This is a genomic window from Streptomyces sp. B93 (assembly GCF_018070565.1).
Taxonomy (GTDB): Bacteria; Actinomycetota; Actinomycetes; order Streptomycetales; family Streptomycetaceae; genus Streptomyces.
Window position 1 is genome coordinate 36719 of record NZ_JAGPXL010000024.1, and the last position, 26255, is coordinate 62973.

At 71.8% G+C, this 26255-nt stretch carries 27 protein-coding genes; 5 read left to right on the top strand and 22 right to left on the bottom strand.

Annotation, left to right across the window (positions count from 1 at the left end; all coding sequences use genetic code 11):
* Positions 1 to 61: 61 nt before the first annotated feature.
* The 4 genes from KBY47_RS22330 to KBY47_RS22345 form a co-directional block, all read right to left on the bottom strand.
* Positions 62 to 247 carry a hypothetical protein gene (locus tag KBY47_RS22330; protein ID WP_210923419.1) on the bottom strand — a complete coding sequence of 62 codons (186 nt, stop codon included), beginning with the start codon at positions 245 to 247 and terminating at the stop codon, positions 62 to 64.
* A 204-nt stretch (positions 248 to 451) separates the two neighbouring features.
* Positions 452 to 1024 (bottom strand): hypothetical protein, encoded by a 573-nt coding sequence (locus tag KBY47_RS22335; RefSeq protein WP_247695061.1) that lies wholly within the window; start codon positions 1022 to 1024, stop codon positions 452 to 454.
* Positions 1025 to 1059: 35 nt separating this feature from the next.
* On the bottom strand, positions 1060 to 1635 hold the full coding sequence (locus KBY47_RS22340) for a GNAT family N-acetyltransferase (protein ID WP_210923422.1): 576 nt from the start codon (positions 1633 to 1635) through the stop codon (positions 1060 to 1062).
* Complete coding sequence (locus tag KBY47_RS22345) at positions 1613 to 3850, bottom strand: MMPL family transporter (protein WP_210923424.1); 2238 nt, start codon at positions 3848 to 3850, stop codon at positions 1613 to 1615. Before KBY47_RS22345 ends, KBY47_RS22340 begins: the two co-directional genes overlap by 23 nt.
* Before the next feature lie 243 nt (positions 3851 to 4093).
* Here KBY47_RS22345 and KBY47_RS22350 point away from each other — a divergent pair, with 243 nt between their 5' ends.
* Positions 4094 to 4867: a methyltransferase domain-containing protein gene (locus KBY47_RS22350; protein ID WP_308405235.1), complete on the top strand. Its 774-nt coding sequence runs from the start codon at positions 4094 to 4096 to the stop codon at positions 4865 to 4867.
* A gap of 57 nt (positions 4868 to 4924) precedes the next feature.
* On the opposite strand, the gene gatB is transcribed toward KBY47_RS22350, so the two are convergent.
* The 9 genes from gatB to KBY47_RS22395 all read right to left on the bottom strand — a co-directional run bounded on the left by gatB (position 4925) and on the right by KBY47_RS22395 (position 15818).
* On the bottom strand, positions 4925 to 6436 hold the full coding sequence (gene gatB / locus KBY47_RS22355; RefSeq protein ID WP_210923426.1) for an Asp-tRNA(Asn)/Glu-tRNA(Gln) amidotransferase subunit GatB: 1512 nt from the start codon (positions 6434 to 6436) through the stop codon (positions 4925 to 4927).
* Positions 6437 to 6451: 15 nt separating this feature from the next.
* Positions 6452 to 6691, bottom strand: coding sequence for a hypothetical protein (locus tag KBY47_RS22360; RefSeq protein ID WP_210923428.1), 240 nt, complete (start codon positions 6689 to 6691; stop codon positions 6452 to 6454).
* Positions 6688 to 8187: an Asp-tRNA(Asn)/Glu-tRNA(Gln) amidotransferase subunit GatA gene (gatA, locus tag KBY47_RS22365; RefSeq protein WP_210923431.1), complete on the bottom strand. Its 1500-nt coding sequence runs from the start codon at positions 8185 to 8187 to the stop codon at positions 6688 to 6690. The genes KBY47_RS22360 and gatA overlap by 4 nt, the downstream gene beginning before the upstream one ends.
* Positions 8188 to 8193: 6 nt before the next feature.
* Positions 8194 to 8490: an Asp-tRNA(Asn)/Glu-tRNA(Gln) amidotransferase subunit GatC gene (gatC, locus tag KBY47_RS22370; RefSeq protein ID WP_004925108.1), complete on the bottom strand. Its 297-nt coding sequence runs from the start codon at positions 8488 to 8490 to the stop codon at positions 8194 to 8196.
* Positions 8491 to 8715: 225 nt separating this feature from the next.
* Positions 8716 to 11052 carry a bifunctional diguanylate cyclase/phosphodiesterase gene (locus KBY47_RS22375; protein ID WP_210923433.1) on the bottom strand — a complete coding sequence of 779 codons (2337 nt, stop codon included), beginning with the start codon at positions 11050 to 11052 and terminating at the stop codon, positions 8716 to 8718.
* Between the two features lie 262 nt (positions 11053 to 11314).
* Positions 11315 to 13507 (bottom strand): NAD-dependent DNA ligase LigA, encoded by a 2193-nt coding sequence (ligA, locus tag KBY47_RS22380; protein WP_210923435.1) that lies wholly within the window; start codon positions 13505 to 13507, stop codon positions 11315 to 11317.
* Between the two features lie 15 nt (positions 13508 to 13522).
* On the bottom strand, positions 13523 to 14530 hold the full coding sequence (locus tag KBY47_RS22385) for a methionine synthase (RefSeq protein ID WP_210923437.1): 1008 nt from the start codon (positions 14528 to 14530) through the stop codon (positions 13523 to 13525).
* A 31-nt stretch (positions 14531 to 14561) separates the two neighbouring features.
* Positions 14562 to 15251 (bottom strand): SDR family oxidoreductase, encoded by a 690-nt coding sequence (locus tag KBY47_RS22390; RefSeq protein ID WP_210923439.1) that lies wholly within the window; start codon positions 15249 to 15251, stop codon positions 14562 to 14564.
* A gap of 27 nt (positions 15252 to 15278) precedes the next feature.
* Positions 15279 to 15818 carry a TIGR00730 family Rossman fold protein gene (locus KBY47_RS22395; RefSeq protein ID WP_210923441.1) on the bottom strand — a complete coding sequence of 180 codons (540 nt, stop codon included), beginning with the start codon at positions 15816 to 15818 and terminating at the stop codon, positions 15279 to 15281.
* A gap of 50 nt (positions 15819 to 15868) precedes the next feature.
* Between KBY47_RS22395 and KBY47_RS22400 the strand changes: the two genes are divergently transcribed.
* Together KBY47_RS22400 and KBY47_RS22405 are read left to right on the top strand one after the other, a co-directional pair.
* Positions 15869 to 16192 carry a DUF427 domain-containing protein gene (locus KBY47_RS22400; protein ID WP_210923443.1) on the top strand — a complete coding sequence of 108 codons (324 nt, stop codon included), beginning with the start codon at positions 15869 to 15871 and terminating at the stop codon, positions 16190 to 16192.
* A gap of 37 nt (positions 16193 to 16229) precedes the next feature.
* Positions 16230 to 17009 (top strand): alpha/beta fold hydrolase, encoded by a 780-nt coding sequence (locus KBY47_RS22405; protein ID WP_210923449.1) that lies wholly within the window; start codon positions 16230 to 16232, stop codon positions 17007 to 17009.
* 26 nt (positions 17010 to 17035) lie between these two features.
* Here KBY47_RS22405 and mnmA read toward each other — a convergent pair whose 3' ends face one another.
* Entirely contained in the window at positions 17036 to 18166 is a 1131-nt protein-coding gene (mnmA, locus tag KBY47_RS22410; protein ID WP_210923450.1) for a tRNA 2-thiouridine(34) synthase MnmA, read from the bottom strand.
* 60 nt (positions 18167 to 18226) lie between these two features.
* On the opposite strand from mnmA, the gene KBY47_RS22415 reads away from it, so the two are divergent.
* A complete protein-coding gene (locus tag KBY47_RS22415) occupies positions 18227 to 18898 on the top strand; it encodes an N-acetylmuramoyl-L-alanine amidase (protein WP_210923451.1) in 672 nt (223 codons plus the stop codon).
* Between the two features lie 17 nt (positions 18899 to 18915).
* Here the strand turns inward: KBY47_RS22415 and KBY47_RS22420 are convergent, their stop codons facing one another.
* From KBY47_RS22420 to KBY47_RS22430, 3 genes are all read right to left on the bottom strand, one after another.
* Complete coding sequence (locus KBY47_RS22420; protein WP_210923452.1) at positions 18916 to 20085, bottom strand: cysteine desulfurase family protein; 1170 nt, start codon at positions 20083 to 20085, stop codon at positions 18916 to 18918.
* An 85-nt stretch (positions 20086 to 20170) separates the two neighbouring features.
* A complete protein-coding gene (locus tag KBY47_RS22425; RefSeq protein WP_210923454.1) occupies positions 20171 to 20437 on the bottom strand; it encodes a DUF4190 domain-containing protein in 267 nt (88 codons plus the stop codon).
* A gap of 5 nt (positions 20438 to 20442) precedes the next feature.
* Complete coding sequence (locus KBY47_RS22430; RefSeq protein ID WP_210923456.1) at positions 20443 to 20616, bottom strand: hypothetical protein; 174 nt, start codon at positions 20614 to 20616, stop codon at positions 20443 to 20445.
* Positions 20617 to 20757: 141 nt separating this feature from the next.
* Between KBY47_RS22430 and KBY47_RS22435 the strand changes: the two genes are divergently transcribed.
* Entirely contained in the window at positions 20758 to 21384 is a 627-nt protein-coding gene (locus tag KBY47_RS22435; RefSeq protein ID WP_210923458.1) for a TetR family transcriptional regulator, read from the top strand.
* A gap of 9 nt (positions 21385 to 21393) precedes the next feature.
* Here KBY47_RS22435 and KBY47_RS22440 read toward each other — a convergent pair whose 3' ends face one another.
* From KBY47_RS22440 to KBY47_RS22460, 5 genes are all read right to left on the bottom strand, one after another.
* Complete coding sequence (locus tag KBY47_RS22440; protein WP_210923460.1) at positions 21394 to 22239, bottom strand: thioesterase family protein; 846 nt, start codon at positions 22237 to 22239, stop codon at positions 21394 to 21396.
* A 25-nt stretch (positions 22240 to 22264) separates the two neighbouring features.
* Complete coding sequence (locus KBY47_RS22445; RefSeq protein ID WP_210923463.1) at positions 22265 to 22957, bottom strand: trimeric intracellular cation channel family protein; 693 nt, start codon at positions 22955 to 22957, stop codon at positions 22265 to 22267.
* Between the two features lie 68 nt (positions 22958 to 23025).
* Entirely contained in the window at positions 23026 to 24291 is a 1266-nt protein-coding gene (locus tag KBY47_RS22450) for an ABC transporter ATP-binding protein (protein WP_210923464.1), read from the bottom strand.
* A complete protein-coding gene (locus KBY47_RS22455) occupies positions 24288 to 25292 on the bottom strand; it encodes an ABC transporter ATP-binding protein (RefSeq protein WP_210923466.1) in 1005 nt (334 codons plus the stop codon). Before KBY47_RS22455 ends, KBY47_RS22450 begins: the two co-directional genes overlap by 4 nt.
* Positions 25293 to 25298: 6 nt before the next feature.
* Positions 25299 to 26255, bottom strand: coding sequence for an ABC transporter permease (locus tag KBY47_RS22460; RefSeq protein ID WP_210923469.1), 957 nt, complete (start codon positions 26253 to 26255; stop codon positions 25299 to 25301).

Sequence of the window (26255 nt, forward strand, 5' to 3'; positions counted from 1 at the left end):
GCACGCGGGTCCGACAACGCGGCACCGGTTTTCCTTCGGTCCGGTGCCGCGCGGCCGGTGGTCATGCGGTGCGCGGGAAACGGAGCCGCCTGGTCCGCCCGGTATGGCTCTCGCCGTCGGCGGCGCGTGGTACGGCTGCTCGGCGGGCGGCGCGACGGCCGCGGAGGATCTCGCGGGCGAGGCGCTCCTGCTCGGCCCGGCGGAGCAGTTCGGCGGAGCGGATCTCGTGGAGGGCGTACTCGTGCATGGTTTCTCCCCGTTCCGGAGTGTCCGGAGGTCCTGGAATGCGGTGTCGGTATCGCGGTGCTGCGATGCCTCTACCTTCGTCTCCAAGGCGGGGTGGCCACATCGGGAGAGTTCCGCATCTTCGGCGAGCACGGGGCCTTAGATGTGGGGAGGGGCCTCAGGCGCGTGTCCTAAGGCCCCTCAGCGGGTGCGGTGGGGTCGGGCGTCAGCCGGTGGACGGCAGTCCGAGCAGGACGTCGGTGTACTTGAGCACGGCCAGCAGCAGGCCGATCACGCCGAGCGCGACGCCCGCCCAGGAGACCGACTTGATCCACGGCGCCTGCGGTGCGCCGGGGGCGCCGAACGCGGGCCGGGCCAGCACCACGACGCCGACGACCAGCGCGGTCAGTGCGAACAGCCCCGCCCACAGGGCGTTGGCCTGCCAGGCGTCGCCGTAGCCGCGGCGGATCATCTCGGCGACGTCCGAGGAGCCGGAGGACTCCAGCTGCCCGATGAGGGACTGCCGTGCGGAGGCCACGGTGCCGACCCAGCTGCCGGTGAGCGAGACGATGCCGAGCGCGGCGGAGACGACGGCCGCGGCGCCCTGCCCGACGCCGGAGGGACCGGCCTCGGGAGCCACCTCGGCCCCGTCAGCGGCTTCGGCGGCTTCGGCCGCGTCGTCCCCGGCGGGCGTGTCCGCCCCGTCCGTCGGCGAGGCACCGGTCACCTCGTCGGTGGCCGGTTCCGTCGTCGCCGTACCGGTGTCGGCGCCGGTCTCGTCCTCAGTCTTGGTACCCATGCCCCGCACCGTACGGACGCTGTCTGAGAAGTCCCTTAATGATCGCTGTGAGCGGCACGCGCGCGTGCGTCCTGCCACTCCGGCGCGAGCACGGCCCAGATCTCGTAGTCCTGACGGCCGCCGCGCCAGGGGTAGCTCTGCCGCAGCACGCCCTCCCTGGTCATGCCGAGGCGCCGCGCGACATTGACGCTGGGGGTGTTCTCGGACGCGGCGTGCCACTCCACGCGGTGCATGCCGCGCTCGCCGAACGCCCAGTCGATGAGGACGCGCGACGCCCGGGTGATGAGGCCCCGCCCGGCCGCCGCGGGCTCCAGCCAGCAGCCGATCTCGCAGTTGCCGGTGGCGGCGTCGAAGGCGAAGAAGAGCACACCGCCGACGAGCTTCCCGTCCAGCCACACGCCGTGGATCGAGCCCCGGTCGGTGGCCCGCTTGTCGGCGTAGGCCTGGAGGACGGCGCGCGCGCCTTCTACGTCCTTGGCGTTCATCCCGAAGGGGATGTGCCGGTTGATGAACTCCCGCCCGCGGTCGAGGTGGGCGAGGAACTCCTCGGCGTGCCAGGGCTCCAGGGGGCGCAGTTCGGCTCCGTCGTCACCCAGGGATATCGCGTACATCGTGGTGCCGCTCCTTCTCGAGTACGTCCTCGACGCCCGCGAGCCTCTCATGATCGGCGAGGGCGGAGCGGCACTCGGGCGGCTCGATGCTGATGCGCGGCAGCCGTCGGTCCAGCCAGCCGGGCAGCCACCAGTTGGCGCCGCCCAGCAGATGCATCAGGGCGGGCACCAGCAGGGTCCGCAGCACGAAGGCGTCCAGGGCGACGGCGGCGGCCAGCGCGATGCCGAACATGGCGATCACCCGGTCGCCGCTGAGCACGAAGGCGAGGAAGACGGAGATCATGATGACGGCGGCGGAGTTGATCACCCGGCTGGTCTCGGCGAGGCCGACGCGGACCGAGCGCCGGTTGTCGCCGGTCTCCAGCCACTCCTCGTACATCCGGCTGACCAGGAAGACCTGGTAGTCCATGGAGAGCCCGAAGAGGACGGACACCATGATCACGGGGAGGAAGGGTTCGATGGGGCCCGCGCGCCCGAGGCCGAGCAGGTCGCTGCCCCAGCCCCACTGGAAGATCGCCACGACGACACCGAAGGCGGCGGCGACCGCGGCGACGTTCATCGCGGCGGCCTTGAGCGGGATGCCGACCGACCGGAAGGCGAGCAGCAGCAGGACACAGCCCAGGCCGATGACGACGCCGACGAACAGCGGCAGCTTGCCGACGATCACGTCCGCGAAGTCGTCGTAGCCCGCCGTGACACCGCCGACGTGCACGTCGAGCGAGGTGCCGGTCTCGGCACGCGGCAGCACCTCGTCGCGCAGCCGTTCGACGAGTTCGCTGGTCTGCTTCGACTGGGGGGAGGACTCCGGTACGACGGTGAGGTACGCGGTGTCGCCGCCGGAGTTGTAGGTGACGGGGGTCACCGCGGCGACGCCCTCGGTGGTGCGCAGGGTGCCGTCGAGGTTGTCCAGGGCGAGCCGGTCGGAGCCGCCGTGCACCTCGGTGACGAGGGTGAGCGGGCCGTTCACGCCGGGTCCGAAGCCCTCGGCCAGCAGGTCGTAGGCCTGGCGGGTGGTCGAGGTCGCGGGGTTGTTGCCCTGGTCGGAGGTGCCCAGGTGGAGCGAGAGGGTGGGCAGCGCCAGCAGGGTCATCACGGCGAGCGCGATGGCACCGAGCTTCTTGGGGTGCCGTTCGACGAAGGCGGACCAGCGGGCGGCGAAGCCGGTGGGCAGCTCCGGTTCGGGGCCGTGCTCGACGAGGCGCCGGCGTTCGCGGCGGCCGAGCGCCCGCATGCCGATGAGCGACAGCAGCGCGGGCAGCAGGGTCACGGAGGCCGCGACGGTGAGGACCACGGTCAGCGAGGCGGCGATGGCGACCCCGTTGAGGAAGTTGAGCCGCAGGATGAGCATGCCCAGCAGGGCGATGCACACCGTCGCACCCGCGAACACCACCGCGCGCCCGGTGGTGGCGACCGCGTTGGTGACGGACTCGGTGACGCTCAGCCCGCGTTTCAGACCGCGCCGGTGCCGGGTGACGATGAACAGCGCGTAGTCGATGCCGACGCCGAGCCCGATCAGCATGCCCAGCATGGGCGCGAAGTCGGCGACGGTCATGAAGTGCCCGAGCAGCACCGTCCCGGCGTAGGCCGTGCCGACGCTGACCAGCGCGGTGGCTATGGGCAGCAGGGAGGCGGCGAGGGAGCCGAAGGCGAGGAAGAGCACGACGGCGGCGACGATCACGCCGACCGCCTCGGCGAGGTGTCCGCCGGAGGACTCGGTGAGCCCTATGGCGCTGCCGCCCAGTTCCACCTGGAGCCCGGTCGTCCCGGCGGACTCGGCGGTGTCGACCACCGCCCGCGCCTGGCCCGCGTCGATGTCCTTGGCCTGGTCGGCGAAGGTGACCGTGGCGTAGGCGGTGTGGCCGTCGGCGCTGATCTGGGCGGCGCCCTGGTCGTCGTAGGGGCTGGATACGGCGGCGACGCCGGGCAGTGCGGCGACCTCGTCCAGGGTGTGGGTCATCGTCTGTTCGACGTCGGCGGCGCGGACGGTGCCGGAGTCGGTGTGCCAGACGATCCGGTCGCTGTCGCCGCCGAGTCCCGGGAAGCCGTGCTGGAGGAGTTCGCCCGCGCGGCCGGACTCGGTGCCGGGCACCTTGTAGTCGTTGGAGTAGGCCGATCCGGCGACGGAGGCGGCGGCGGTCGCCCCGCCGAAGGCGAGGAGCCACAGCAGTACGGCCGCCAGACGGTGCCTGACACACCAGCGCGCAAGGGCTGCCACGAGCTGCTCCCGAGTGACTCTTGTGGATCTTTGACCGGGAACAGCCGAACGTCAGTCCTTGTACTGAAAGCCCGCAAAGAACGCATGAGCAATGCGCTGCCACTCTTGCAGTCGAAAATGATCGTTTGTGTGTTTCGTGGGCCGACTCACAACAGCGGAAGTCGGATCACAGGACCATCAGGTGAACTTTCTCGGCCGATAAGCAGGTGCGCGGCCCGACCGGCCTTTGTTAGCGTCCCGCCGGTGTCCGATCTCACGCGCCTGACCCACCCCCGCCATCCCCGCAGCAACGCCTACGACGCCCGCTGGACCATCGAGAACCAGATGGGCCCGCACGCGCTGTGGCTGCTGGAGTGGCTGGCCCCGGCCCTCGGCCTCGACACCCTGCCCCCCGGCGCCCGCGTCCTCGACCTGGGCTGCGGACGCGCCATGACCTCGGTCTTCCTGGCCCGGGAGTACGACGTCCAGGTCACCGCCGCCGACCTGTGGATCAAGCCCGACGACAACGCCGGGCGCCTCTCCGAGGCAGGGGTCGCCGACCGGGTGCTGCCCGTCCTGGCGGAGGCGCACGACCTGCCCTTCGGCGGGGACACCTTCGACGCGATCGTCTCCATCGACGCCTACCAGTACTTCGGCACCGACGACCTCTACCTGCCCACCCTCACCCGGCTGCTCAAGCCCGGCGGGCGGATCGGCGTGGTCGTACCCTCGGTGCGCGAGGAGATCGACGGCACCGAGCCGCCCGAGCACCTGAGGCCCTTCTGGGAGCCCGCCTTCTGGTGCTTCCACTCCCCCGCCTGGTGGCGACGGCACTGGACCCGCAGCGGCGCCGTAGAGGTGGAGGCGGCCGACTGGCTGGACGACGGCTGGCGCGACTGGCTGCTGTGGAGCGAGGTGTGCGCCGAGGAGAGCCCCAGCGACTTCATGGCGGGCATGGCGCGCGAGTCGGCGGCGATGCTGCGCGCCGACCAGGGGGCGGTGCTGGGATTCACCCGGGTCGTGGGACGCCGTATCTGACCGCACGCGGAAGGGGGCCGCACCGACGCCGGTGCGGCCCCCTTCGCTGCGTACGGGTCAGCCCTCGACGCCCAGCTTCTGAAGGATCAGCTCCTTCACCCGGGCCGCGTCGGCCTGGCCGCGGGTCGCCTTCATCACCGCGCCGACCAGCGCACCGGCCGCGGCCACCTTGCCGCCGCGGATCTTGTCCGCGACGCCCGGGTTGCCCGCGATGGCCTCGTCGACGGCGGCACCCAGGGCGCCCTCGTCGGAGACGACCTTCAGACCGCGCTTGTCGACCACCTCGTCCGGGGTGCCCTCCCCCGCGAGGACGCCCTCGATGACCTGGCGGGCCAGCTTGTCGTTCAGGTCGCCGGAGGCCACCAGCTCGGTGACGCGGGCCACCTGCTGGGGGGTGATCGCCAGCTCGTCCAGCGAGGTGCCGGACTCGTTGGCGCTGCGGGCCAGCTCGCCCATCCACCACTTCCGGGCGGACGCGGCGTCGGCCCCGGCGTCGATGGTGGCGACGATCGGGTCCAGGGCACCGGCGTTGAGGATCGCCTGCATGTCGGTCGCCGAGATCCCCCACTCCTCACGGAGCCGGTTGCGGCGCACCAGCGGCAGCTCGGGCAGGCCCGCGCGCAGCTCCTCGACCCACTCGCGGGACGGGGCGACCGGGACGAGGTCGGGCTCCGGGAAGTACCGGTAGTCCTCGGCCTCCTCCTTGACACGGCCCGAGGTGGTCGAGCCGGTGTCCTCGTGGAAGTGCCGGGTCTCCTGGACGATCGTCCCGCCGTCGCCCAGGACGGCCGCGTGCCGCTGGATCTCGAAGCGGGCCGCGCGCTCCACGGACCGCAGCGAGTTGACGTTCTTGGTCTCGGAGCGGGTGCCGAACTTGTCGGAGCCCTTCGGCATCAGCGACAGGTTCACGTCGCAGCGCATCTGGCCCATCTCCATGCGGGCCTCGGAGACGCCCAGCGCGCGGATCAGCTCGCGCAGCTCACGGACGTACGCCCGGGCGACCTCGGGGGCGCGCTCCCCGGCACCGACGATCGGCTTGGTGACGATCTCGATGAGCGGGATGCCCGCGCGGTTGTAGTCCAGCAGCGAGTGCGAGGCGCCGTGGATACGGCCCGTCGCGCCGCCGACGTGCGTCGACTTGCCGGTGTCCTCCTCCATGTGGGCGCGCTCGATCTCCACCCGGAAGGTCTCCCCGTCCTCCAGCTGCACGTCGAGGTAGCCGTTGAAGGCGATCGGCTCGTCGTACTGGGAGGTCTGGAAGTTCTTCGGCATGTCCGGATAGAAGTAGTTCTTCCGGGCGAAACGGCACCATTCGGCGATCTCGCAGTTCAGCGCGAGGCCGATCTTGATGGCGGACTCGACGCCGGTCGCGTTGACGACCGGGAGCGCTCCGGGCAGGCCGAGGCAGACCGGGCAGGTCTGGGTGTTCGGGTCGGCGCCGAGGGAGGTCGAGCAGCCGCAGAACATCTTGGTGGCGGTGCCGAGTTCGACATGGACCTCGAGGCCCATGACGGGGTCGTACGACGCCAGCGCGTCCTCGTACGACACCAGGTCGGTCGTGGTGGTCACGGTGAAACTTCCCTCTCAGCCCAGCAGGACGTCGTCGTCGCCCAGCCGCTTCAGCTCGCGGTAGAGAATGGCGAGGTTGGTCACGACGGCGGCGCCGGTCAGGACGGCGTCCAGCAGCCGCAGCGTGTCGCTCTCGCCACGGGCCTTCTTGATCTGCTTGTAGACCCCGACGGCGCCGAACGCCGACGTGGCCATCGAGACGTACAGACCGGACCTGGACCTCTTGAAGTCCTTGGCCTTGTTCAGTGCACTCACAGCGACGGAGCCTCCTCCAGGAGCGGGTGCCCCCACTTTTCCACGAAGGCGGCCTCGACCGCGGCGCCCACCTTGTAGAGGCGGTCGTCCTGGAGCGCCGGGGCGATGATCTGGAGGCCCACCGGCAGGTTGTCCTCCGGTGCGAGACCGCAGGGCAGGGACATCGCGGCGTTGCCCGCCAGGTTGGTCGGGATGGTGCACAGGTCCGCGAGGTACATCGCCATCGGGTCGTCGGCGCGCTCGCCGATCGCGAAGGCGGTGGTCGGGGTCGTCGGCGAGACGATCACGTCGACCTGCTCGAAGGCCCGCTCGAAGTCCTGCTTGATGAGCGTGCGGACCTTCTGCGCGGAGCCGTAGTAGGCGTCGTAGTAGCCGCTGGACAGGGCGTACGTGCCGAGCATGATGCGGCGCTTGACCTCGGGGCCGAAACCGGCCTCGCGGGTCAGGGACGTGACCTCCTCGGCGGAGTGCGTGCCGTCGTCGCCGGTCCGCAGGCCGTAGCGCAGGCCGTCGAAGCGGGCGAGGTTGGACGAGCACTCCGACGGCGCGATCAGGTAGTACGCCGACAGGGCGAGGTCGAAGGACGGGCAGTCCAGCTCGACGATCTCGGCGCCCAGCTCCTTCAGCAGCTCGACGGACTCGTCGAAGCGCTGGATGACACCGGCCTGGTAGCCCTCGCCGCGGAACTGCTTGACCACGCCGACGCGCATCCCGGCGACGCTGCCGTTGCGGGCGGCCTCGACGACCGCGGGGACCGGGGTGTCGATGGAGGTGGAGTCCATCGGGTCGTGCCCGGCGATGACCTCGTGCAGCAGCGCCGCGTCCAGCACCGTGCGGGCGCAGGGGCCGCCCTGGTCCAGGGAGGACGAGAAGGCGACCATGCCGTACCGGGACACCGCGCCGTACGTCGGCTTCACGCCGACCGTGCCGGTGACGGCGGCGGGCTGGCGGATGGAACCGCCGGTGTCCGTGCCGATGGCGAGCGGGGCCTGGTACGAGGCCAGGGCCGCGCTGGAGCCGCCGCCGGAGCCGCCGGGGATGCGGGTGAGGTCCCACGGGTTCCCGGTCGGGCCGTAGGCGCTGTTCTCGGTGCTGGACCCCATGGCGAACTCGTCCATGTTGGTCTTGCCGAGGATGACCACGTCGGCGGCCTTCAGCCGCTTGGTGAGCGTCGCGTCGTACGGCGGGATCCAACCCTCCAGGATCTTCGAACCGACGGTCGTGGGCACGCCCTCGGTGGTGAAGATGTCCTTCAGCGCGAGCGGCACACCGGCCAGCGGGCCGAGCTGCTCGCCGCGCTCCCGCTTGGCGTCGACGGCACGGGCCTGCGCCAGGGCGCCCTCACGGTCGATGTGCAGGAAGGCGTGCACCTTCTCGTCGACGGCCTCGATACGGGCCAGATGGGCCTCGGTGACCTCGACGGCCGCCAGCTCGCCGGAGGCGATCTTCTCGGCGATCTCGGCCGCGGTCAGCTTGATGATGGGGCTGTCCGTCATTGGGTGTTACTCCTCCCCCAGGATCTGCGGCACCTTGAAACGCTGCTGCTCCTGGGCCGGGGCGCCGGAGAGCGCCTGCTCGGGGGTGAGCGAGGGGCGGACCTCGTCCGGGCGCATGACGTTCGTCAGCGGGAGCGGGTGCGAGGTCGGCGGAACGTCTTGGTCGGCGACCTCGCTGACGCGGGCGACCGCGCCGATGATGTCGTCCAGCTGGCCGGCGAAGTGATCAAGCTCTTCGGGCTTCAGCTCCAGACGCGCCAGCCGGGCGAGGTGGGCGACCTCCTCGCGCGTGATGCCAGGCATGCAGCGATCCTCTGGGGTGAGTGTGATTTGGTTTGGGGCCAATCCTATGGGGCGGGGACGGGTGCCCGTTAAACGGTTTCGTGGCAGCTGCGGGCAGTCGTGCCGCTGGGGCGGCACCGGTGGGCGCAGCGGCACCCCGCCAGCGCGGGCAAGCACACCCACCCCCGGCCAGCGGTCACGCCGGGCAGTCCCCTGGTGGACGGGTGCCTACAGGCGGGCGGGAAACTACTCGTCGGTCGCCGCCGCAGGCAGCGCGGCGCGGGGCCGCTGCCACCCCCGGGACCCCCGCGCCAGCAACCACGCCGTCGTCTCCTCGGGCGGCATCGCGGCCGCGACCAGCCAGCCCTGTACGGCGTCACACCCCAGGTCCCGCAGCCGCTCCCACGTCTCGTCGTCCTCCACGCCCTCGGCGACGACGAGCAGCCCGAGGGAGTGGGCGAGGTCGACCGTGCACCGCACGATCTCCGCGTCCTCGGTGTCCACGGCGAGCCGCGCCACGAAGGACCGGTCGATCTTCAGCTCGCTCACCGGGAGGCGCCGAAGGTGCACCAGCGAGGAGTACCCCGTGCCGAAGTCGTCCAGGGACATCTTCACCCCGTGCCCGGTGAGCCCGGCGAGGGTGTCGGCGGCCCGCTGCGGGTCCTCCAGGAGCACATGCTCGGTGATCTCCAGCTGGAGCGCCCCCGCGGGGACGCCGTGCCGGGCCAGCCGGGCGGCGACGGACCCGGCGAAGCCGGGGGTGTGCACATCGCGCGGGGAGACGTTCACCGCGACCGGCACGAACAGCCCCTGTCCGCGCCACTTGGCGACCTGCCCGAGCGCCGTCTCCAGCACGTACTCGGTGAGGACCGGCATCAGCCCGGACGACTCGGCGATCGCGATGAACTCGTCCGGCGGCACCTTCCCGCGCTCGGGGTGCACCCACCGCACCAGCGCCTCGAGCCCGGCGACCTGCCCGTCGAAGCGGACCTTGGGCTGGTAGTGCAGCTGCACCTCGCGCGCGTCCAGGGCGCGGCGCAGGTCGGCCAGCAGGCCGAGCCGGTCGGGGGTGTTGGAGTCGCGCTTGGACTCGTAGACCTCGACCCCGGTCCGGTCCCGTTTGGCCTGGTACATCGCGACGTCGGCGCGGCGCAGCATGCCCTCCGCGTCCAGGGCGTGGTCGGGGTAGACGGCGACCCCGGCGCTGGCCTCCAGCACCAGGGTGAGGCCGTCCAGGTCGAGCGGGGAGCTGAGTTCCGCGACCAGGTTGCGGGCCACTCGGGTCGCCGAGGTGGTGGAGTCGGCGACCGGCAGTAACACGGCGAACTCGTCGCCGCCGAGCCGGGCCGCCTCCGCCCCGCGGGGCAGCGCCAGCCGCAGCCGGTCGGCGGTCTGGAGCAGCAGCCGGTCACCGGCGAGATGACCGAGGGTGTCATTGACCGAGCGGAAGCGGTCGAGGTCGATCAGCATCAGGGCGGAGCGGGCGCCGATGCGTTCGGCGTCGTCCAGCGCGGTCCAGATGCGTTCCAGCAGCCACTGCCGGTTGGGCAGTCCGGTCAGCGGGTCGCGCAGCTGCTCCTCGGCGCGGGCGCGGGCCATCCACAGGGTGGAGTCGAGCGCGATGAGCGGGATGGAGAACAGCGGCAGCAGGATCGGCTCGGCGACGGCGACGACGCAGACCAGCGGTGCGATGCCGAGCAGCGCCACGGCGACCAGGCCCTGTCTGACCAGGGCGGTGCGGGCGATGGTGGGCAGACCGCCGGTCGGGGGCGCGTGCAGGTACCACAGCAGGACGCGGGTGACCGCGAGGTAGGCGACGGCGACCAGCACCACGCCGGGGGCGGTGTAGAGGGTCCAGGTGTCCGGGGGCCAGGGGTGCTCGACGGACGGCACCCGTCCGAAGGCGGCCAGGACCAGCGCGCCGGCGCCGATGCCGAGGATGTCCACCGCGCCGTGCAGCACGCCCTGGCGCCAGCGGTGGCGGCGGGCTATGCCGACCAGGACGACGACGGTGAGGCTGACCATCCCGGCGGACACCCAGCCGTACAGCAGCAGTACGGCGAGGGTGAGCGCGGCGCCGGAGCCGGTGCCGCCCCACCAGCGGGCGCGGCCGAGGGCGACCAGGTGGCCGACGATGATGCCGGTGAGGACGGCCAGGGACCAGCCGACCGTGCCGGACGGGAAGAGCGCGTGGTTGCCGGTGAAGGCGCGCAGGAACCCGGCGCCGAGCACGAAGGCGGCGGCGGCGACCACGGCCGCGGGCAGCGCGGGCCATGCCTGGTGGCGGTCGGTGTCGGCGCCCGGTCCGGTGCCCGGCAGTCCGGCGGTGTGCCCGGCGCCCGGGTGTCCGGCGAACTGCCCGCCGTGCGGGCCGTGTCCGGGCGGCACTCGGCCGGGCCCGGTGTGGGCGGGCCGGACGTGCCCGGGTCCCACGGGTGCCGGTCCGGCGTGCCCGGGTGCCTGCGCGGGGCGGCCGAGGCGGCTTGCGGGGCCGGCGCGCCACAGCGGGCGGCGGCCCGTCCGCCAGGCACCGGCCATCCGGCGCAGGCGTGAGTCCGGGGCGGCGCTCTCGGTCGGTTCCATTCCCGTCCCTCTCACAGCCGGCGGTGCCCACGCCACGCGGCCCGATGCCCGACAACCATCCTTGGCGCCGCGTTGGAAAACCCTTCCCCGGGCCCTCGTTCCAGAGCACGGGGATGCCCCGACCGCAGCTGGGCACGGCAGGCGCACATCTCAACAGTAGGCCGCGGAAGGCTTCCACGGGCAGCGGTCGTCGGTGGTTGCCCGATTACACCCGGGCCACCCGTATGCATCTGATATACGCCGATCGGGTGGCCTTCAACCGCTACTCCTCGGCCGGAAGTGCGGCGTCCGCGGCGGCCTCCGGGCCCTGTTCCAGCAGGACGTTGAACCCGTCCTCGTTCAGGACCGGCACCTTCAGCTGCATCGCCTTGTCGTATTTCGATCCGGGGTTGTCACCCACAACGACGAACGCCGTCTTCTTCGAAACCGACCCGGTCACCTTGGCGCCCCTGCTCTGCAACGCCTCCTTGGCGCCGTCGCGGGTGAAGTGCTCCAGCGTTCCGGTCACGACCACCGTGAGCCCTTCCAGCGGGCGGGGGCCCTGGTCCTCGCCGGAACCCTCCTCCTCCATGCGGACCCCGGCCGCCTTCCACTTGCGCAGGATCTCCTGGTGCCACTCCTCGGCGAACCACTCCTTCAGCGAGGCGGCGATGATCGGGCCGACGCCCTCGGTGTTCGCCAGCTCCTCCTCGCTCGCCTGCTCGATGCGGTCGACGGAACGGAACTCCCGGGCCAGCGCCTCGGCCGCCACCGGCCCGACATGACGGATCGACAACCCGGTCAGAATCCTCGCGAGCGGGCGCTCCTTGGCCGCGGCGATGTTCTCCAGCATGGCGAGCGCGTTCTTCTTGGGCTTGCCCTCCTGGTTGGCGAAGACCGTGACGACCTTCTCCTCGCCCGTCTTCGGGTCGCGCTTGGGCAGCCCGCTGTCCTGGTCGAGGACGTACGCCTTGATGGGCAGCAGCTGCTCCACGGTGAGGTCGAACAGATCCCCCTCGTCCGTCAGCGGCGGGGCCTTCGGCTCCAGCGGCTTGGTGAAGGCCGCCGCGGCGACATAGCCGAAGTGCTCGATGTCCAGCGCCTTGCGGCCCGCCAGGTAGAACAGGCGCTCCCGCAACTGCGCCGGGCAGGTTTGGGCGTTCGGGCAGCGCAGGTCGACGTCGCCCTCCTTCATCGGCCTGAGCGCCGTACCGCATTCTGGGCACTCGGCGGGCATCACGAACTCGCGCTCGCTGCCGTCGCGCAGGTCGACGACCGGGCCCAGGATCTCCGGGATCACGTCACCGGCCTTGCGCAGCACCACCGTGTCCCCGATGAGGACGCCCTTGGCCTTGACCACGTCCTGGTTGTGCAGGGTGGCGAACTCCACCTCGGAGCCCGCGACGGTGACCGGCTCGACCTGCGCGTACGGGGTGACGCGGCCGGTGCGGCCCACGCCGACGCGGATGTTGACCAGTTTGGTGTTCACCTCCTCCGGCGCGTACTTGTACGCGATCGCCCAGCGCGGGGCGCGGGAGGTGGAGCCGAGGCGGCCCTGGAGCGGGATCTCGTCGAGCTTGATGACGGCGCCGTCGATCTCGTGCGCCACCGAGTGGCGGTTCTCGCCGTAGTGGGCGATGAACTCGCGTACGCCGTCCAGGTCGTCGACGACGCGGTTGTGCGAGGAGGTCGGCAGGCCCCACTCCTTGAGCAGGTCGTACGCCTGGGAGAGCCGGGTCAGGCCCTCGAAGCCCTCCAGGGCACCGATGCCGTGCACGACCATGTGCAGCGGCAGCGTCGCGGTGACCCTGGGGTCCTTCTGGCGCAACGAACCCGAGGCGGAGTTGCGGGGGTTGGCGTACGGCTTCTCACCGGCGGCCACCCGGCGGGCGTTGAGGTCCTGGAACGCCTCCATCGGGAAGTAGACCTCGCCGCGGATCTCCACGAGCCGGGGGACGCGGTCGCCGTGCAGGCGGTGCGGGATCTCCCCGATCGTCATGACGTTCGGCGTGATGTCCTCGCCCACCCGGCCGTCGCCGCGGGTGGCCGCGCGGACCAGTCTGCCGTCCTCGTAGGTCAGGTTGACCGCGAGTCCGTCGACCTTCAGCTCGCACAGCAGGTGGTAGTCGGGGGTGCCGACGTCCTTCGCCACCCGCTCGGCCCAGGCGGCGAGCCCTTCGTCGTCGAAGACGTTGTCCAGGGAGAGCATCCGCTGGCGGTGCTCCACCTCGGCGAGGTCCGTCTCGTACGCCACCGCGACCTTCTGGGTCGGCGAGTCGGGCGTGCGCAGCTCGGGGTGCTCCTCCTCCAGCGCCTCCAGGTGGCGCATCAGCTCGTCGAACTCGGCGTCGCTGATGACGGGAGCGTCCTTCACGTAGTAACGGAAGCGGTGCTCCTCGATCTCCTGGGCGAGCTGCGCGTGCCTGTCCCGTGCCTCGGCGGGCACCGTCGTCTCCGCTTGCTTGTCGCCGGCCACCGTGTTGTCCTCCCGTTACTCTGGGTTGTCCGCGAGGGATCTCGCCGCCCGGACGCAGTGGGCGAGCGCCCGACGGGCGTACTCGGGGGACGCACCCGCGAGCCCGCACGCCGGAGTGACCGTGACGGCATCCGTGAGAAGGCCCGGATGCAGCCCCAGCCTGCGCCAGAGCGTCCTGACACCCATGACGCTACCGGCAGGGTCCGACAATGGGCCGTCCGTGCCCGGCACCACACCGGCGAACAGCCGGGTCCCCCCTTCCACCGCCTCACCGATCACCTCGTCGTCACGCTCGGTGAGGAGCGAGAAGTCGAAGGAGATCCCCTTAGCCCCGGCCCGGCGCAGCAGCGCGAACGGCACGTCCGGTGCGCACGAGTGGACCACGACGGGGCCGCCGTCGTGCACCCCCATGACGTCCCGGAGCGTGGCCTCGGCGACCTGCCGGTCGACGGCGCGGTGGGTGCGGTAGCCGCTGGCGGTCCTCACCTGCCCGCGCAGTACGGCGGTCAGTGACGGTTCGTCGAGTTGCAGGACGATGTGCGCGCCGGGGACGCGGCGCCGTACCTCCGCCAGGTGCAGTCGCAGGCCCTCGGTGAGCGAGGCGGCGAGGTCGCGGCAGGCGCCGGGGTCGGAGAGGGCGGCCTCGCCGTTCCTCAGCTCCAGTGCGGCGGCCAGCGTCCACGGGCCGACCGCCTGCACCTTCAGCGGCCCCTCGTAGTCCCGGGTGTACTCCTCGAGGGCGTCGAGGTCCTCCCCGAGCCAGGAACGGGCCCGCCGGGTGTCCCGGCCCGGCCGGTCCCCGATCCGCCAGCCACTGGGCTCCACGCGCGCGTACAGCTCGACGAGCAGCCCGGCGGTCCGGCCGATCATGTCGGCGCCGGGGCCGCGCGCGGGCAGCTCGGCGAGGTACGGGAAGTCCTCGAAGGACCCGGTGACGGTCTTGGCGGCCTCCCGGGCATCGGTCCCGGGCATGGACCCGACGCCGGTGGCGGCGCCGAAGCTGATCTGGCTGTTTTCGCTCACCGGAGCAGCCTACGGAACCCTCCGCGGACGATCAGCGGCCCGGGCGCACCGTCAGGTCGTTGACCTCCGCGTCCCTGGGCAGGTCCAGGGCCATCAGGATGGTGGTGGCGACGGACTCGGGGTCGATCCACCGGCCGGGGTCGTAGTCCTTGCCCTCCTGCTGGTGGACCTTGGCCTGCATGGGGCTGGCGGTGCGGCCGGGGTAGACGGAGGTGACGCGGACGCCGTTGGCGTGCTCCTCGTGGCGCAGGGAGTCGGCGAGGGCCTTCAGGCCGTGCTTGGAGGCCGCGTACGCCGACCAGCCCGCGTGGGCGGCGAGGCCCGCGCCGGAGTTGACGAAGAGGACGTGGCCGCGGGCGGTGCGCAGCTGGGGCAGGAAGTGCCGGGTCAGCTCGGCGGGGGCGAGCAGGTTGACGTTGAGCTGATGGCGCCAGGTCTTCGGGGTCAGGTCACCGACCGGGCCCAGGTCGACGACGCCCGCGATGTGCAGTAGGGAGTCGACCCGGTCGGGCAGGGTCTGGTGGGAGAAGGCCCAGCTGAGGCGGTCCGGGTCGGCGAGGTCGCCGACCAGCGTCCGGGCTCCCGGGAACTGGGCGGCCAGCTCCTTGGCGCGGCCCGCGTCGCGCGCGTGGAGCACGAGTTCGTCCCCGCGCGCGTGCAGTCGGCGGGACACGGCCGCGCCGATGCCGGACCCGGCCCCGGTGATCACATGTGTAGCCATGCCCGCCATGCTCGCACCCCCCGGGCGTCACACGACGCCCAGGTTCTCCTCCAGATAGGCCAGCGCCCCCACCGGCTCGTCGGCGAAGAAGACCAGGTCGGCCAGCGGGCGGGGCAGGAAGCCCTCGTCCTCCATCCGCCGGAACTGCTCCTTCAGCCCGTCGTAGAAGCCCGCGGTGTTCAGCAGCACCACCGGCTTCCCGGTCCGCCCGTGCTTCTTCAGCTCCAGGATCTCCGTCGCCTCGTCCAGCGTGCCCGTGCCGCCCACCATGATCACGACCGCGTCGGCCTTGTCGAGCAGCAGCTTCTTGCGCTCGGCGAGGTCCCGCGCGATCACCATCTCGTCGGCGCCGGGACGCGCCTTGGCCGACAGGAAGTCCACCGAGACCCCGATCAGCCGCCCGCCCGCCTCCTGCACGCCGTCGGCGACCACCTTCATCAGACCGACGTCGGAGCCGCCCCACACGAGCGCGTGACCGCCCTTGCCGAGCAGCTTCGCGAACTCCCGCGCGGGGCGGGTGTAGCGCTCGTCGAGGTCGGCGGCGGAGAGGAAGACACAGATGTTCATGGAGCCACCGTACGCGGGAACAACCGCCGCCCCGGACGCGCTGTCCCGGTATGGCCGAAGGACACACGATCACCATCGAGCAGGGCACGCAGCACGTCAGGGTCGTCCGGGACGGACAGGTGCTGGCCGACAGCCACCGCCCCCTGCTGCTGCGCGAGACCGGCTGTCCGGTCCGCTACTACATCCCCGCGCAGGACGTACGCCTGGACCTGCTGACGCCCTCCGACACCCACACCTACTGCCCCTTCAAGGGAACCGCCTCCTACTGGTCCCTGCCGGACGCCGCGGACCTCGTCTGGTCCTACCCGGAGCCCAAGCCGGGCGTCGCCGAGATCAAGGACCACCTCTGCTTCTACGACGTCGACGTGTTGTGAGTGATTGAGTTCCGTGCCGCGTGGCAGTCTCCACGGCATGGACAAGCAGACCATCTCGCGCGACGGCACGCCGATCGCGTACGAACGCTCCGGGCACGGGCCCGCCGTGATCCTGGTCAGCGGTGCGATGTCGACGGGGGCCACGGTGGCACCGCTGGCCGGGGCCCTGTCGGACCGCTGCACCGTCCTGGCCTACGACCGCCGGGGTCGCGGCGCGAGCGGGGACACGGCGCCCTACGAGGTGGCCCGTGAGATCGAGGACCTGGCGGCACTGATCGAGGCCGCGGGCGGCGAGGCCGCGCTGTACGGCGTCTCGTCCGGCGGCGCGCTGGCCCTGCGCGCGGCGGCGAGCGGGCTGCCGGTCCGTCAGGTGGCGGTCTACGAGGTGCCGTTCGCCATGGACGACGCGGACGCGCGGGCACGCGCCGAGTACACCGAGGGTCTGACGGCGGCGCTCGCGGACGGACGGCGCGGCGACGCCGTCGAGCTGTTCCTGTCCCTCACCGGGCTCGCTCCCCAGCTGATCCAGGGCGCCCGCCGGTCCCCCATGTGGAGCGAGATGGAGGCCATCGCGCCGACCCTCGCCTACGACGACGAGGTGATGGGCGACGGCCGGGTACCGCGCGCCCTCCTCGCCTCGGTCGGCTGCCCGGTCCTCGCCCTCGCGGGCGGCGCGAGCGCGCAGTGGATGCGGCAGTCCGCGCAGGCGATCGCCGAGGCGGTGCCGGACGGCACGTACCGCGCCCTGACGGACCAGAACCACATGGTGGAACCGGCGGTGCTGGCGCCGGTGCTGGCGGAGTTCCTCGCGGGCTGAACGCCCCGCGCGTCGCTCCGCCCGTGTCAGGCCACGTCCGCCGTCGCCCGCACCGTGGACGCGATCGTCGCCGAGCCGACCACGCGGGTGCCGTCGTACAGGACGATCGCCTGGCCGGGGGCGACACCGCGGACGGCCTCGGTGAAGGTGACCTCCAGGTGGCCGTCGACCAGTTCGGCGGTCACCGGGGTCTCGTCGCCGTGGGCGCGCAGCTGGGCGGTGTAGGTGCCGGGGCCGGAGGGGGCGGTGCCGCACCAGCGGGGCTTGACCGCGCGCAGGGCGGTGACGTCGAGGGCGTCGGCCGGACCGACCGTCACCGTGTTGGTGACCGGGGAGATGTCCAGGACGTAGCGGGGCTTGCCGTCGGGGGCGGGGGTGCCGATCCTGAGGCCCTTGCGCTGGCCGATGGTGTAGCCGTACGCGCCCTCGTGGGTGCCCAGCTTGTTGCCCGCCTCGTCGACGATGTCGCCCTCGGCGCGGCCCAGGCGACGGGCGAGGAAGCCCTGGGTGTCGCCGTCGGCGATGAAGCAGATGTCGTGCGAGTCGGGCTTCTTGGCGACCGCGAGGCCGCGGCGCTCGGCCTCCGCGCGGATCTCGTCCTTGGTCGTCACCGTGTCGCCGAGGGGGAACATCGCGTGGGCGAGCTGGCGGTCGTCCAGTACACCGAGGACGTACGACTGGTCCTTGGCCATGTCGGAGGCGCGGTGCAGCTCGCGCGTGCCGTCGTCCTTGACGATCACCTTGGCGTAGTGGCCGGTGCAGACGGCGTCGAAGCCCAGGGCGAGCGCCTTGTCCAGCAGCGCCGCGAACTTGATCTTCTCGTTGCAGCGCAGGCACGGGTTCGGGGTGCGTCCGGCCTCGTACTCGGCGACGAAGTCCTCCACGACGTCCTCGCGGAAGCGGTCGGCGAGGTCCCAGACGTAGAACGGGATGCCGATGACGTCGGCGGCGCGGCGGGCGTCGCGCGAGTCCTCGATGGTGCAACAGCCCCGCGCGCCCGTGCGGAAAGATTGCGGGTTCGCGGAGAGCGCCAGATGGACGCCGGTCACGTCATGGCCCGCCTCGGCGGCGCGGGCGGCGGCGACGGCGGAGTCCACCCCGCCGGACATGGCGGCGAGGACGCGGAGGGGACGGGAGCGCTGCGGGGTGTCAGTCATAACGCATCCAGGGTACGGGGGCCGGGGAACCGAAGCCCGCGAGTATCCGTTGTGGATCACATGGGGCAGACGGAGGGCGGCTCGCAACGCCGCATCGGGCGGCGCTCGCTGATCGTCGGCGGCGCGGCGGCAGCCGGGCTCGGCACCGCCGGGGTGCTGGCGCGGGACGAGCTGGCGCGGCTGTGGTGGCGGGTTCCCGGGGTGGAGAAGCCGCGGGTCGAGGGCGCCGTCGACTACCGGGGAGCGCGCTGGGTGGCGGCCTCGTCGGCCAACTGGCGGCGCGCGGACCGCCCCGACGACTACTCCATCGACATGGTGATCGTCCATGTCACACAGGGCAGCTTCGACAGCGCGGTCCAGGTCTTCCAGGACCCGGGCCACGGGGCCGCGTCCCACTACGTAGTCCGGGACGACGGGCACATCACGCAGATGATCCGCGAGCTGGACGTGGCGTACCACGCGGGCAACCGCGACTACAACGAACGGAGCGTCGGCATCGAGCACGCCGGTTTCGTCGACCGGCCCGAGGACTTCACGGACGCGATGTACGCCGCCTCCGCCCGTCTGACCGCGGGGATATGCCGCCGTTACGGCATACCCGTCGACCGCGAGCACATCATCGGCCACGTCGAGGTGCCGGGCACGGACCACACCGATCCCGGGCCGCACTGGGACTGGGACCGGTATCTGCGCCTGGTGCGACGGGCGTCCACGGCGCCTACGCCGACCTAGCGCCTAGCGCCAAGCGCTCAAGTCAGGCCTGCCGCGCGGGCGCGGTCCACCGCCGGGCCGATGGCCTTCGCCACGGCCTCGACATCGGCCTCGGTGGAGGTGTGGCCGAGGGAGAAGCGCAGGGTGCCGCGGGCCAGGTCCGGGTCGGTGCCCGTGGCGAGCAGGACATGGCTGGGCTGGGCGACGCCCGCGGTGCAGGCGGAGCCCGTGGAGCACTCGATGCCCTGCGCGTCCAGCAGGAGCAGCAGCGAGTCGCCCTCGCAGCCGGGGAAGGTGAAGTGGGCGTTGGCCGGGAGCCTGCCGCCGGGTGCCGGGTCGCCGCCGAGGATCGCGTCCGGTACGGCCTCGCGGACCGCGTCGACCAGCGCGTCCCGCAGGGCGCCGATCTCCCGGGCGAACCACTCGCGCTGCTCGGCGGCGAGCCGGCCGGCGACGGCGAAGGAGGCGATGGCGGGGACGTCCAGGGTGCCGGAGCGGACATGGCGCTCCTGCCCACCGCCGTGCAGCACGGGTACGGGGGTGTGCTCACGGCCGAGGAGCAGCGCGCCGATGCCGTACGGGCCGCCGATCTTGTGGCCCGAGACGGTCATCGCGGCGAGGCCGGAGGCGGCGAAGTCGACCGGGACCTGGCCGAAGGCCTGGACGGCGTCGGCGTGCAGGGGGATGCCGAACTCGGCGGCGACGGCGGCGAGTTCGGCGACGGGGAAGAGGGTGCCGATCTCGTTGTTCGCCCACATCACCGTGGCGAGGGCGACATCGTCGGGGTCGCGGGCGACGGCCTCGCGCAGGGCGTCGGGGTGCACCCGGCCGTACTTGTCGACCGGGAGGTACTCGACGGTGGCGCCCTCGTGCTCGCCGAGCCAGTGGACGGCGTCCAGGACGGCGTGGTGCTCGACGGGACTGGCGAGGACGCGGGTGCGGGCCGGGTCGGCGTCGCGGCGGGACCAGTACAGGCCCTTCACGGCGAGGTTGTCGGCCTCGGTGCCGCCGGAGGTGAAGACGACCTCGCTGGGGCGGGCGCCGAGCGCGTCCGCGAGGGTCTCACGGGCTTCCTCGACGGTGCGGCGGGCGGCCCGGCCGGATGCGTGGAGGGAGGAGGCGTTGCCCGTCCGGGTGAGGTGGGCGGTCAGTGCCTCTGCCGCCTCCGGGAGCATGGGGGTGGTCGCGGCGTGGTCGAGGTATGCCATGGTGCCGCCGATTCTACGGCGGTCCCCATGCCGACCTGGAGTGCGCCTTACCTGGGCGACCGCCCCCAGCGGGAGCAGGGGTCGGTCAGAAGCTCCAGGAGATCGTGTTGTCCGCCTGCATGAAGGCGGCCAGGACCAGCAGGTCCGCGACCCCCAGGCCCAGGCCCAGGTACGCCCGTGCCGGGCGGCTCGTTCCGCGCCACAGGGCGACCGCTGCCAGGGCGATGGCGACGGGGCCCAGGAAGACGTTGAGGACGAGCAGGCCGAGCAGGCCGAGGATGAAGGACGCGACGGCCATGCCGTCGGGGTCGCGCTTGCCGGTGTGGCTCGTGGCCGGTGCGGTCAGTTGCATGGTGGTCAGCTCCCGGTGGTCGGGGTGCGGTGCCTGCGGCCGTGGCGCTCGCGGAGGGCGAAGAGGCCCAGCCAGACGGCGATGGCGGCGCCCACGGCGACGGAGAAGGTCAGCGGTGCGTGGGCGACGGTGCCCAGCACGACGCCGAGGAGCAGAAGTGCGGCGACGAGAAACAACATGGAGCCAATCCCCCAGGTCTCCAGTGGTCTTCAGTGGTCTTCAGTTGGGTGAACGACTGTAGTTACATCTGTTCACTGACTTCCCAGTCTAACTCGCGCGATGCCTTCTCAATTCCGGAGAACAGTTGTTAACTGCATGGCATGAGTCACACCCTCGGTATCCGGCAGGCCCAGAAGCGGAAGACCCGGCAGGCACTCCTCGACGCGGCGCTGGAGCTGCTGGAGGAGCAGAGCCTGAGCAGTCTGGGGCTCCGCGAGGTCACCCGGGCCGTGGGTGTCGCGCCGACCGCCTTCTACCGGCACTTCCGCTCCATCGCCGACCTGGGTGTGGCACTGGTCGAGGAGGCGCTGGACAGCCTGCACGCCACGATCCGCACGATCGTGTCCTCGGCCGGTGACAGCGACGAACGCATAGTGCGCGCCGTCGGGTTGATCGGCGCGTATGTGGCGGCGCATCCCGCCCACGTCCGTTTCATCGCCCGTGAGCAGCACGGCGGGGTCCAGCCGGTGCGGCAGGCCATCAGCGGTCAGCTCGCCCTGTTCACCGAGGAGGTGCGGGCGGTGCTGGCGCGGGACCCGGAGGCCCGGGGCTGGAGCGACGACGACCTGACGATGCTCGCGGGGCTCTACGTCGACCAGATGCTGGTCACGGCCTCGCAGTTCCTGGAGTCCCTGGACACCCCGGAGAGCGAGCGGCGGCGGGTCGCCCACCTCGCGACCCGCCGCCTACGGCTCATCAGCATCGGCCGTGTCCACTGGCTGGACTAGGGCCGCCCCTCAGGCCAGCCGCACCCGCGCCAGCTGCCTCGACTGCGCCACCAGCCGGTCGGCGCTGTCCCAGACCTCCGCGTCCTCCTCCAGGAAGCCGCCCGCGAGGTTGCGGGTGGTGATGGCGACGCGCAGCGGGCCTGGGGCCGGGCGGCAGCGGATGTGCACGGTCAGTTCGACCGTGGGGACCCAGCCGGTGAGGCCGAGTTCGAAGGCGGTGGGCGGCAGCGCGTCGACGGCGAGGAGGAGCGAGAGGGGGTCGGCGTCGCGGCCGTCGGCGAGGCCGAACCACGCCCGCATCTCCCCCTTGCCGGAGGGCGCGCCGAGCGCCCAGCCGAGGGTGGCGGGGTCGAGCTTGAGCATCAGCCGGTCGGTGATGGCGGAGCTGCCGGGGACCGGGGCGGGGCCGTCCTGGGGGCCGAAGCACTGGTCCATCGGCGGGATCGCGGGCGGCTTCGCCGAGGTGCGGACGTCGTCCGGGAGGGCGCCCAGGTCGCCGTAGGAGGCGAGGACGCGGATGCGTTCGACCTCGGCGCCCTGCTCGTCGTACTGGAAGAGCGAGGCCTGGCCGGTGGAGAGGGTGCGGCCGGTGCGGACGGTCTCCGTGCGGACGACCGCCGGGCCGGGCTGGGAGGCGGTGAGGTAGTGCGCGGAGATGGTGAAGGGGTCCGGGTGCGGCAGGGCGTCCGCGAGGGCGCGGCCCAGGACGGCCAGCAGGTACCCGCCGTTGACGGCGTTGATGATGGTCCAGCCCGCGGACAGGTCGATGTCGTACACGCCGGGTTCGCGGCGGGTGACCGCGGTGTCACGGTCGAACTCGCTGCTGCCGAGGGTCGCCTGGGATGCCTGAGACATGGCGGTACCGTACAACAGACAATTACTAAGCGGTAGCTTTGGGAGGGGCCGCCTGGTCCGGCGGCTCCTCCCGCACCGTCGACCTGCGGTTCCACGCCCGGGGCGCCCGCCAGTGGAAACGCATCGCCAGCAGCCGCAGGACGAAGGCCACGACGGCGGCGAGTGCGCTGGTCAGCGGGTTGAGGACGTCGTAGCCGATGCACAGCGCGGTCAGCGCGGCTCCGACGATCGCGGGTACGGCGTACAGATCGCGGTCCCAGCGCAGCAGCGACGGCACCTCGTTGGCGAGGACGTCGCGCACGACGCCGCCGCCGACCGCGGTGACCAGGCCCAGGGCTGCGGAGGCGGTGAGGCCGAGCCCGTACTCGTAGGCCTTCGTGGTGCCCGCCACGCAGAACAGGCCGAGGCCCGCCGCGTCGAAGACGTTCACGCCGACCTGGATGCGCTCCACCTGCGGGTGCAGGAAGAAGACCAGGAGCGTGGCGAGCAGCGGGGTGAGGAAGTAGCCGAGATCGGTGAACGCCGCGGGGGGCACGGCACCGATGACCAGGTCCCGGAACAGCCCGCCGCCGAGCGCGGTGGCCTCGGCGAGGACGGCGATGCCGAACACGTCGAAGTTCTTGCGGACGGCCAGCAGCGCGCCGGAGATGGCGAAGACGAAGATGCCGATCAGGTCGAGCGTGTGCTGGACGGACGGGCTGAAGATTTGCTGGAACACCCGAACATTCTGACGCGCCGAGGGGTGTGCACCTTACGAAGCAAGGCGCACACCCCTTGAAGACACCGTTACGCGGGCTTCTCGGCCTTCTCAGCCTTCTCGGTCTCTTCGACCTTCTCGACCTTCTCGACCTTCTCGGTCTCTTCGACCTTCTCGGCCTTCGCGGGCTTCTCGTCGGCCTCGGACGCCGTCGGCTCCTCCGCGGCCTTGTCGGCGTCCTCAACCGCCGTCGGCTCCTCCGCGGCCTTCTCCGCCTCGGGCGCCTCCGACTGCGCCGGAACCTCGGCGTCCGCGATCTCCTCACGCGCCGCCGGGACCACGTCGCCCATCGTCCGCGTCAGCGTCCCGGCCGCGATCTCGGCGGCGTAGTGGCACGCCACCCGGTGCCCGCCGCCGACGTCGGTCAGCTGGGGCCGCTCGGTCGTGCACAGCGTCTCCTGCACCCACGGGCAGCGGGTGTGGAAGCGGCACCCGGTGGGCGGGTTGGCGGGCGAGGGCAGGTCGCCGGTGAGCAGGATGCGCTCGCGCCGGTCCTCGACCTCGGGGTCGGGCACCGGCACCGCGGACATCAGGGCCTTGGTGTAGGGGTGCCTCGGCTCCGCGTACAGCGCGTCGCTCGGGGCCTCCTCCACCAGGGCGCCCAGGTACATCACGCCGATCACGTCGGAGATGTGCCGGACCACGGCCAGGTCGTGGGCGATGACGACGTACGTCAGGCCCAGTTCCTCCTGGAGTTCCTCGAGGAGGTTGATCACCTGCGCCTGGATGGAGACGTCCAGCGCCGAGACGGGCTCGTCGCAGATGATGACGTCGGGCTCCAGGACCAGCGCGCGGGCGATGCCGATGCGCTGGCGCTGGCCGCCGGAGAACTCGTGCGGGTAGCGGGAGAGCGCGTTGGCGGGCAGGCCGACCTTGGCGAGGATGGCCTTGATCTTCTCCCGGCGCTCCTCCTGGCTGGCGCCGATGCCGTGGGCGAGCATGCCCTCGGTGAGGATCGACTCGATGTTCTGCCGGGGGTTGAGCGAGCCCAGCGGGTCCTGGAAGACCATCTGGAGGCGGCGCCGGAAGCGGCGCATCTCCTCGTCGGGCAGCTTCGCCAGGTCGGTGCCGTCGAGCACGACCTCGCCCTCGGTGATGTCCACCAGCCGCAGCACGGCCCGCCCGAGGGTGGTCTTGCCGCAGCCCGACTCGCCGACCAGTCCGTACGTCTGGCCCGCCTCCACCTTGAGGGAGACACCGTCGACCGCGTGGACGTGGCCGACGACACGGTCGAAGAGGACGCCCCTCTTCACCGGGAAGTGGACCTTCACGCCGTCCAGTTCGAGCAGGCTCATGCGGGGACCTCCTCGGCCCGTGCGTCTTCGAGTACGGGGTGGACGCAGCGCACCTGGTGTCCGGCGGCGCGCGGCTCGGTGAGCGCGGGGCCGCCGGTCAGGCAGTCCACCTCGTAGCGGTCGCAGCGGGGCGCGAAGGCGCAGCCGTCGGCCCAGGCGATCCGGTCGTTGATGGAGCCGCGCACGGGGGTGAGCGGCTCGCCGCGCGGGGCGTCCAGGCGGGGGATGGAGCCCAGCAGTCCGTGCGCGTAGGGGTGGGTGGGGTGGGCGAACAGCTCGCGGCGCCCGGCGGACTCCACGACCTTGCCCGCGTACAGGACGTTGACCTGGTCGCAGAGGCCCGCGACCACGCCCAGGTCGTGGGTGATCATCAGCAGGGCGGTGCCCTCCTCGTCCACCAGTTCCTTGAGCAGTTCCAGGATCTGGGCCTGGATGGTCACGTCGAGGGCGGTGGTCGGCTCGTCGGCGATGAGCATCTTGGGCGCGCAGGCCACGGCCATGGCGATCAGCGCGCGCTGGCGCATGCCGCCGGACATCTGGTGCGGGTACTCCTTGAGCCGCCGGGTGGGGTCGGGGATGCCGACCCGGTCCAGCAGGTGGGCGGCCTCCTTGCGGGCGGCCTCGCCCCTGAGCCCCCGGTGCCGCTGGAGGATCTCGGTGACCTGGACGCCGATCGGGACGACCGGGTTCAGGGACGACAGCGGGTCCTGGAAGATCATGGCCATCTTGCTGCCGCGCAGGTCACGCAGCGCCTTGCGGTCCATGGTCAGCAGGTCGGAGCCGTCGAGGTCGGCACGGCCGCCGATCTTGACGCCCTTGCGGGGCAGCAGCCCCATCAGGGCGAGGGAGGTGACGGACTTGCCGCAGCCGGACTCGCCGACCAGCCCGACGACCTGGCCCTGGTCGACGGAGAACGAGACCCCGTCGACCGCGCGGGACTCCTTGCGGCCGTGCTGGCCGCCGAAGGTGACGGTCAGTTCGTCGACTGTGAGAAGTGGCATGGTGGTTCAGCCTCGCAGCTTCGGGTCGAGGGCTTCCCGCATGGCCTCGCCGAGCAGGGTGAAGCCGAGGGCGGTGATGATGATGCCGACCGCCGGGTAGACGGCCATCATCGGCGCGTTGTCGAAGAAGTCCTGCGCACGGGCCAGCATGACGCCCCACTCTGGCACCGACGGGTCGGGGTTGCCGAGACCCAGGTAGGACAGGGCGGCAGCCTCGATGATCGCGGTGGCCAGGGAGAGTGTCGCCTGGACGATCACCGGGCTGAGCGAGTTGGGCAGGATCTGGGTGACGACGATGCGCTTGCGGCGCACGCCGAGGGCGCGGGCGGCCAGTACGTAGTCGGTGCCGCCCTGGGCGAGCATCGAACCGCGCAGCAGCCGGGCGAAGATCGGCACCTGCACGACACCCACGGCGATCATCACGGTGGTCAGCGACTGGCCGAGGACGGCGGCCACGGACACCGCGAGGAGCAGCGAGGGCAGCGCCAGCAGCATGTCGGTGACACGCATGATCACGGAGTCGATCCGCTTGCCCGTGGCGCCGCCCAGCGTGGCGGCGGCACCGGAGAAGCCGCCGATGAGGAAGCCGACGGTGAGGCCGATGAGGGTGGACACGACACCCACGAGCAGGGTCTGCCGGGCGCCGATCAGCATCCGGGAGAACATGTCGCGGCCCAGGTGGTCAAGGCCCAGCCAGTTCTCGGCACGTGGTCCGACGAACTTCCCCTGGTTCACCAGGACCTCGCCGCGCCAGGTCTGCGCGGTGGGCGAGTGGGGGGCGATCCAGGGGCCGATGACGGCGAGGACGACGAAGACGGCGATGATGCCCGCGCCGATGATCGCCATCTTGCTGGCCTTCAGCCGCCGGAAGGCCTCCCGCCACAGGCTGGCTCCGGAGGTGGTCTCGTGCTGTGCGGTCAGCTGCGCGAGACGCTCGATCTTCTCGGTTTTCGTGAGGCTCAC

Bases quoted from the DNA above. Each gene is read 5' to 3' on its own strand.
- KBY47_RS22415 (WP_210923451.1), top strand. From the start codon at position 18,227: ATGGGGCAGACGGAGGGCGGCTCGCAACGCCGCATCGGGCGGCGCTCG.
- KBY47_RS22430 (WP_210923456.1), bottom strand. From the start codon at position 20,616: ATGTTGTTTCTCGTCGCCGCACTTCTGCTCCTCGGCGTCGTGCTGGGC.
- KBY47_RS22375 (WP_210923433.1), bottom strand. From the start codon at position 11,052: ATGGAACCGACCGAGAGCGCCGCCCCGGACTCACGCCTGCGCCGGATG.
- KBY47_RS22455 (WP_210923466.1), bottom strand. From the start codon at position 25,292: ATGCCACTTCTCACAGTCGACGAACTGACCGTCACCTTCGGCGGCCAG.
- KBY47_RS22400 (WP_210923443.1), top strand. From the start codon at position 15,869: ATGGCCGAAGGACACACGATCACCATCGAGCAGGGCACGCAGCACGTC.
- KBY47_RS22335 (WP_247695061.1), bottom strand. From the start codon at position 1,024: ATGGGTACCAAGACTGAGGACGAGACCGGCGCCGACACCGGTACGGCG.
- KBY47_RS22420 (WP_210923452.1), bottom strand. From the start codon at position 20,085: ATGGCATACCTCGACCACGCCGCGACCACCCCCATGCTCCCGGAGGCG.
- KBY47_RS22395 (WP_210923441.1), bottom strand. From the start codon at position 15,818: ATGAACATCTGTGTCTTCCTCTCCGCCGCCGACCTCGACGAGCGCTAC.
- KBY47_RS22330 (WP_210923419.1), bottom strand. From the start codon at position 247: ATGCACGAGTACGCCCTCCACGAGATCCGCTCCGCCGAACTGCTCCGC.
- gatA (WP_210923431.1), bottom strand. From the start codon at position 8,187: ATGACGGACAGCCCCATCATCAAGCTGACCGCGGCCGAGATCGCCGAG.
- KBY47_RS22435 (WP_210923458.1), top strand. From the start codon at position 20,758: ATGAGTCACACCCTCGGTATCCGGCAGGCCCAGAAGCGGAAGACCCGG.
- KBY47_RS22450 (WP_210923464.1), bottom strand. From the start codon at position 24,291: ATGAGCCTGCTCGAACTGGACGGCGTGAAGGTCCACTTCCCGGTGAAG.
- mnmA (WP_210923450.1), bottom strand. From the start codon at position 18,166: ATGACTGACACCCCGCAGCGCTCCCGTCCCCTCCGCGTCCTCGCCGCC.
- gatC (WP_004925108.1), bottom strand. From the start codon at position 8,490: ATGCCTGGCATCACGCGCGAGGAGGTCGCCCACCTCGCCCGGCTGGCG.
- KBY47_RS22425 (WP_210923454.1), bottom strand. From the start codon at position 20,437: ATGCAACTGACCGCACCGGCCACGAGCCACACCGGCAAGCGCGACCCC.
- KBY47_RS22340 (WP_210923422.1), bottom strand. From the start codon at position 1,635: ATGTACGCGATATCCCTGGGTGACGACGGAGCCGAACTGCGCCCCCTG.
- KBY47_RS22405 (WP_210923449.1), top strand. From the start codon at position 16,230: ATGGACAAGCAGACCATCTCGCGCGACGGCACGCCGATCGCGTACGAA.
- KBY47_RS22440 (WP_210923460.1), bottom strand. From the start codon at position 22,239: ATGTCTCAGGCATCCCAGGCGACCCTCGGCAGCAGCGAGTTCGACCGT.
- KBY47_RS22390 (WP_210923439.1), bottom strand. From the start codon at position 15,251: ATGGCTACACATGTGATCACCGGGGCCGGGTCCGGCATCGGCGCGGCC.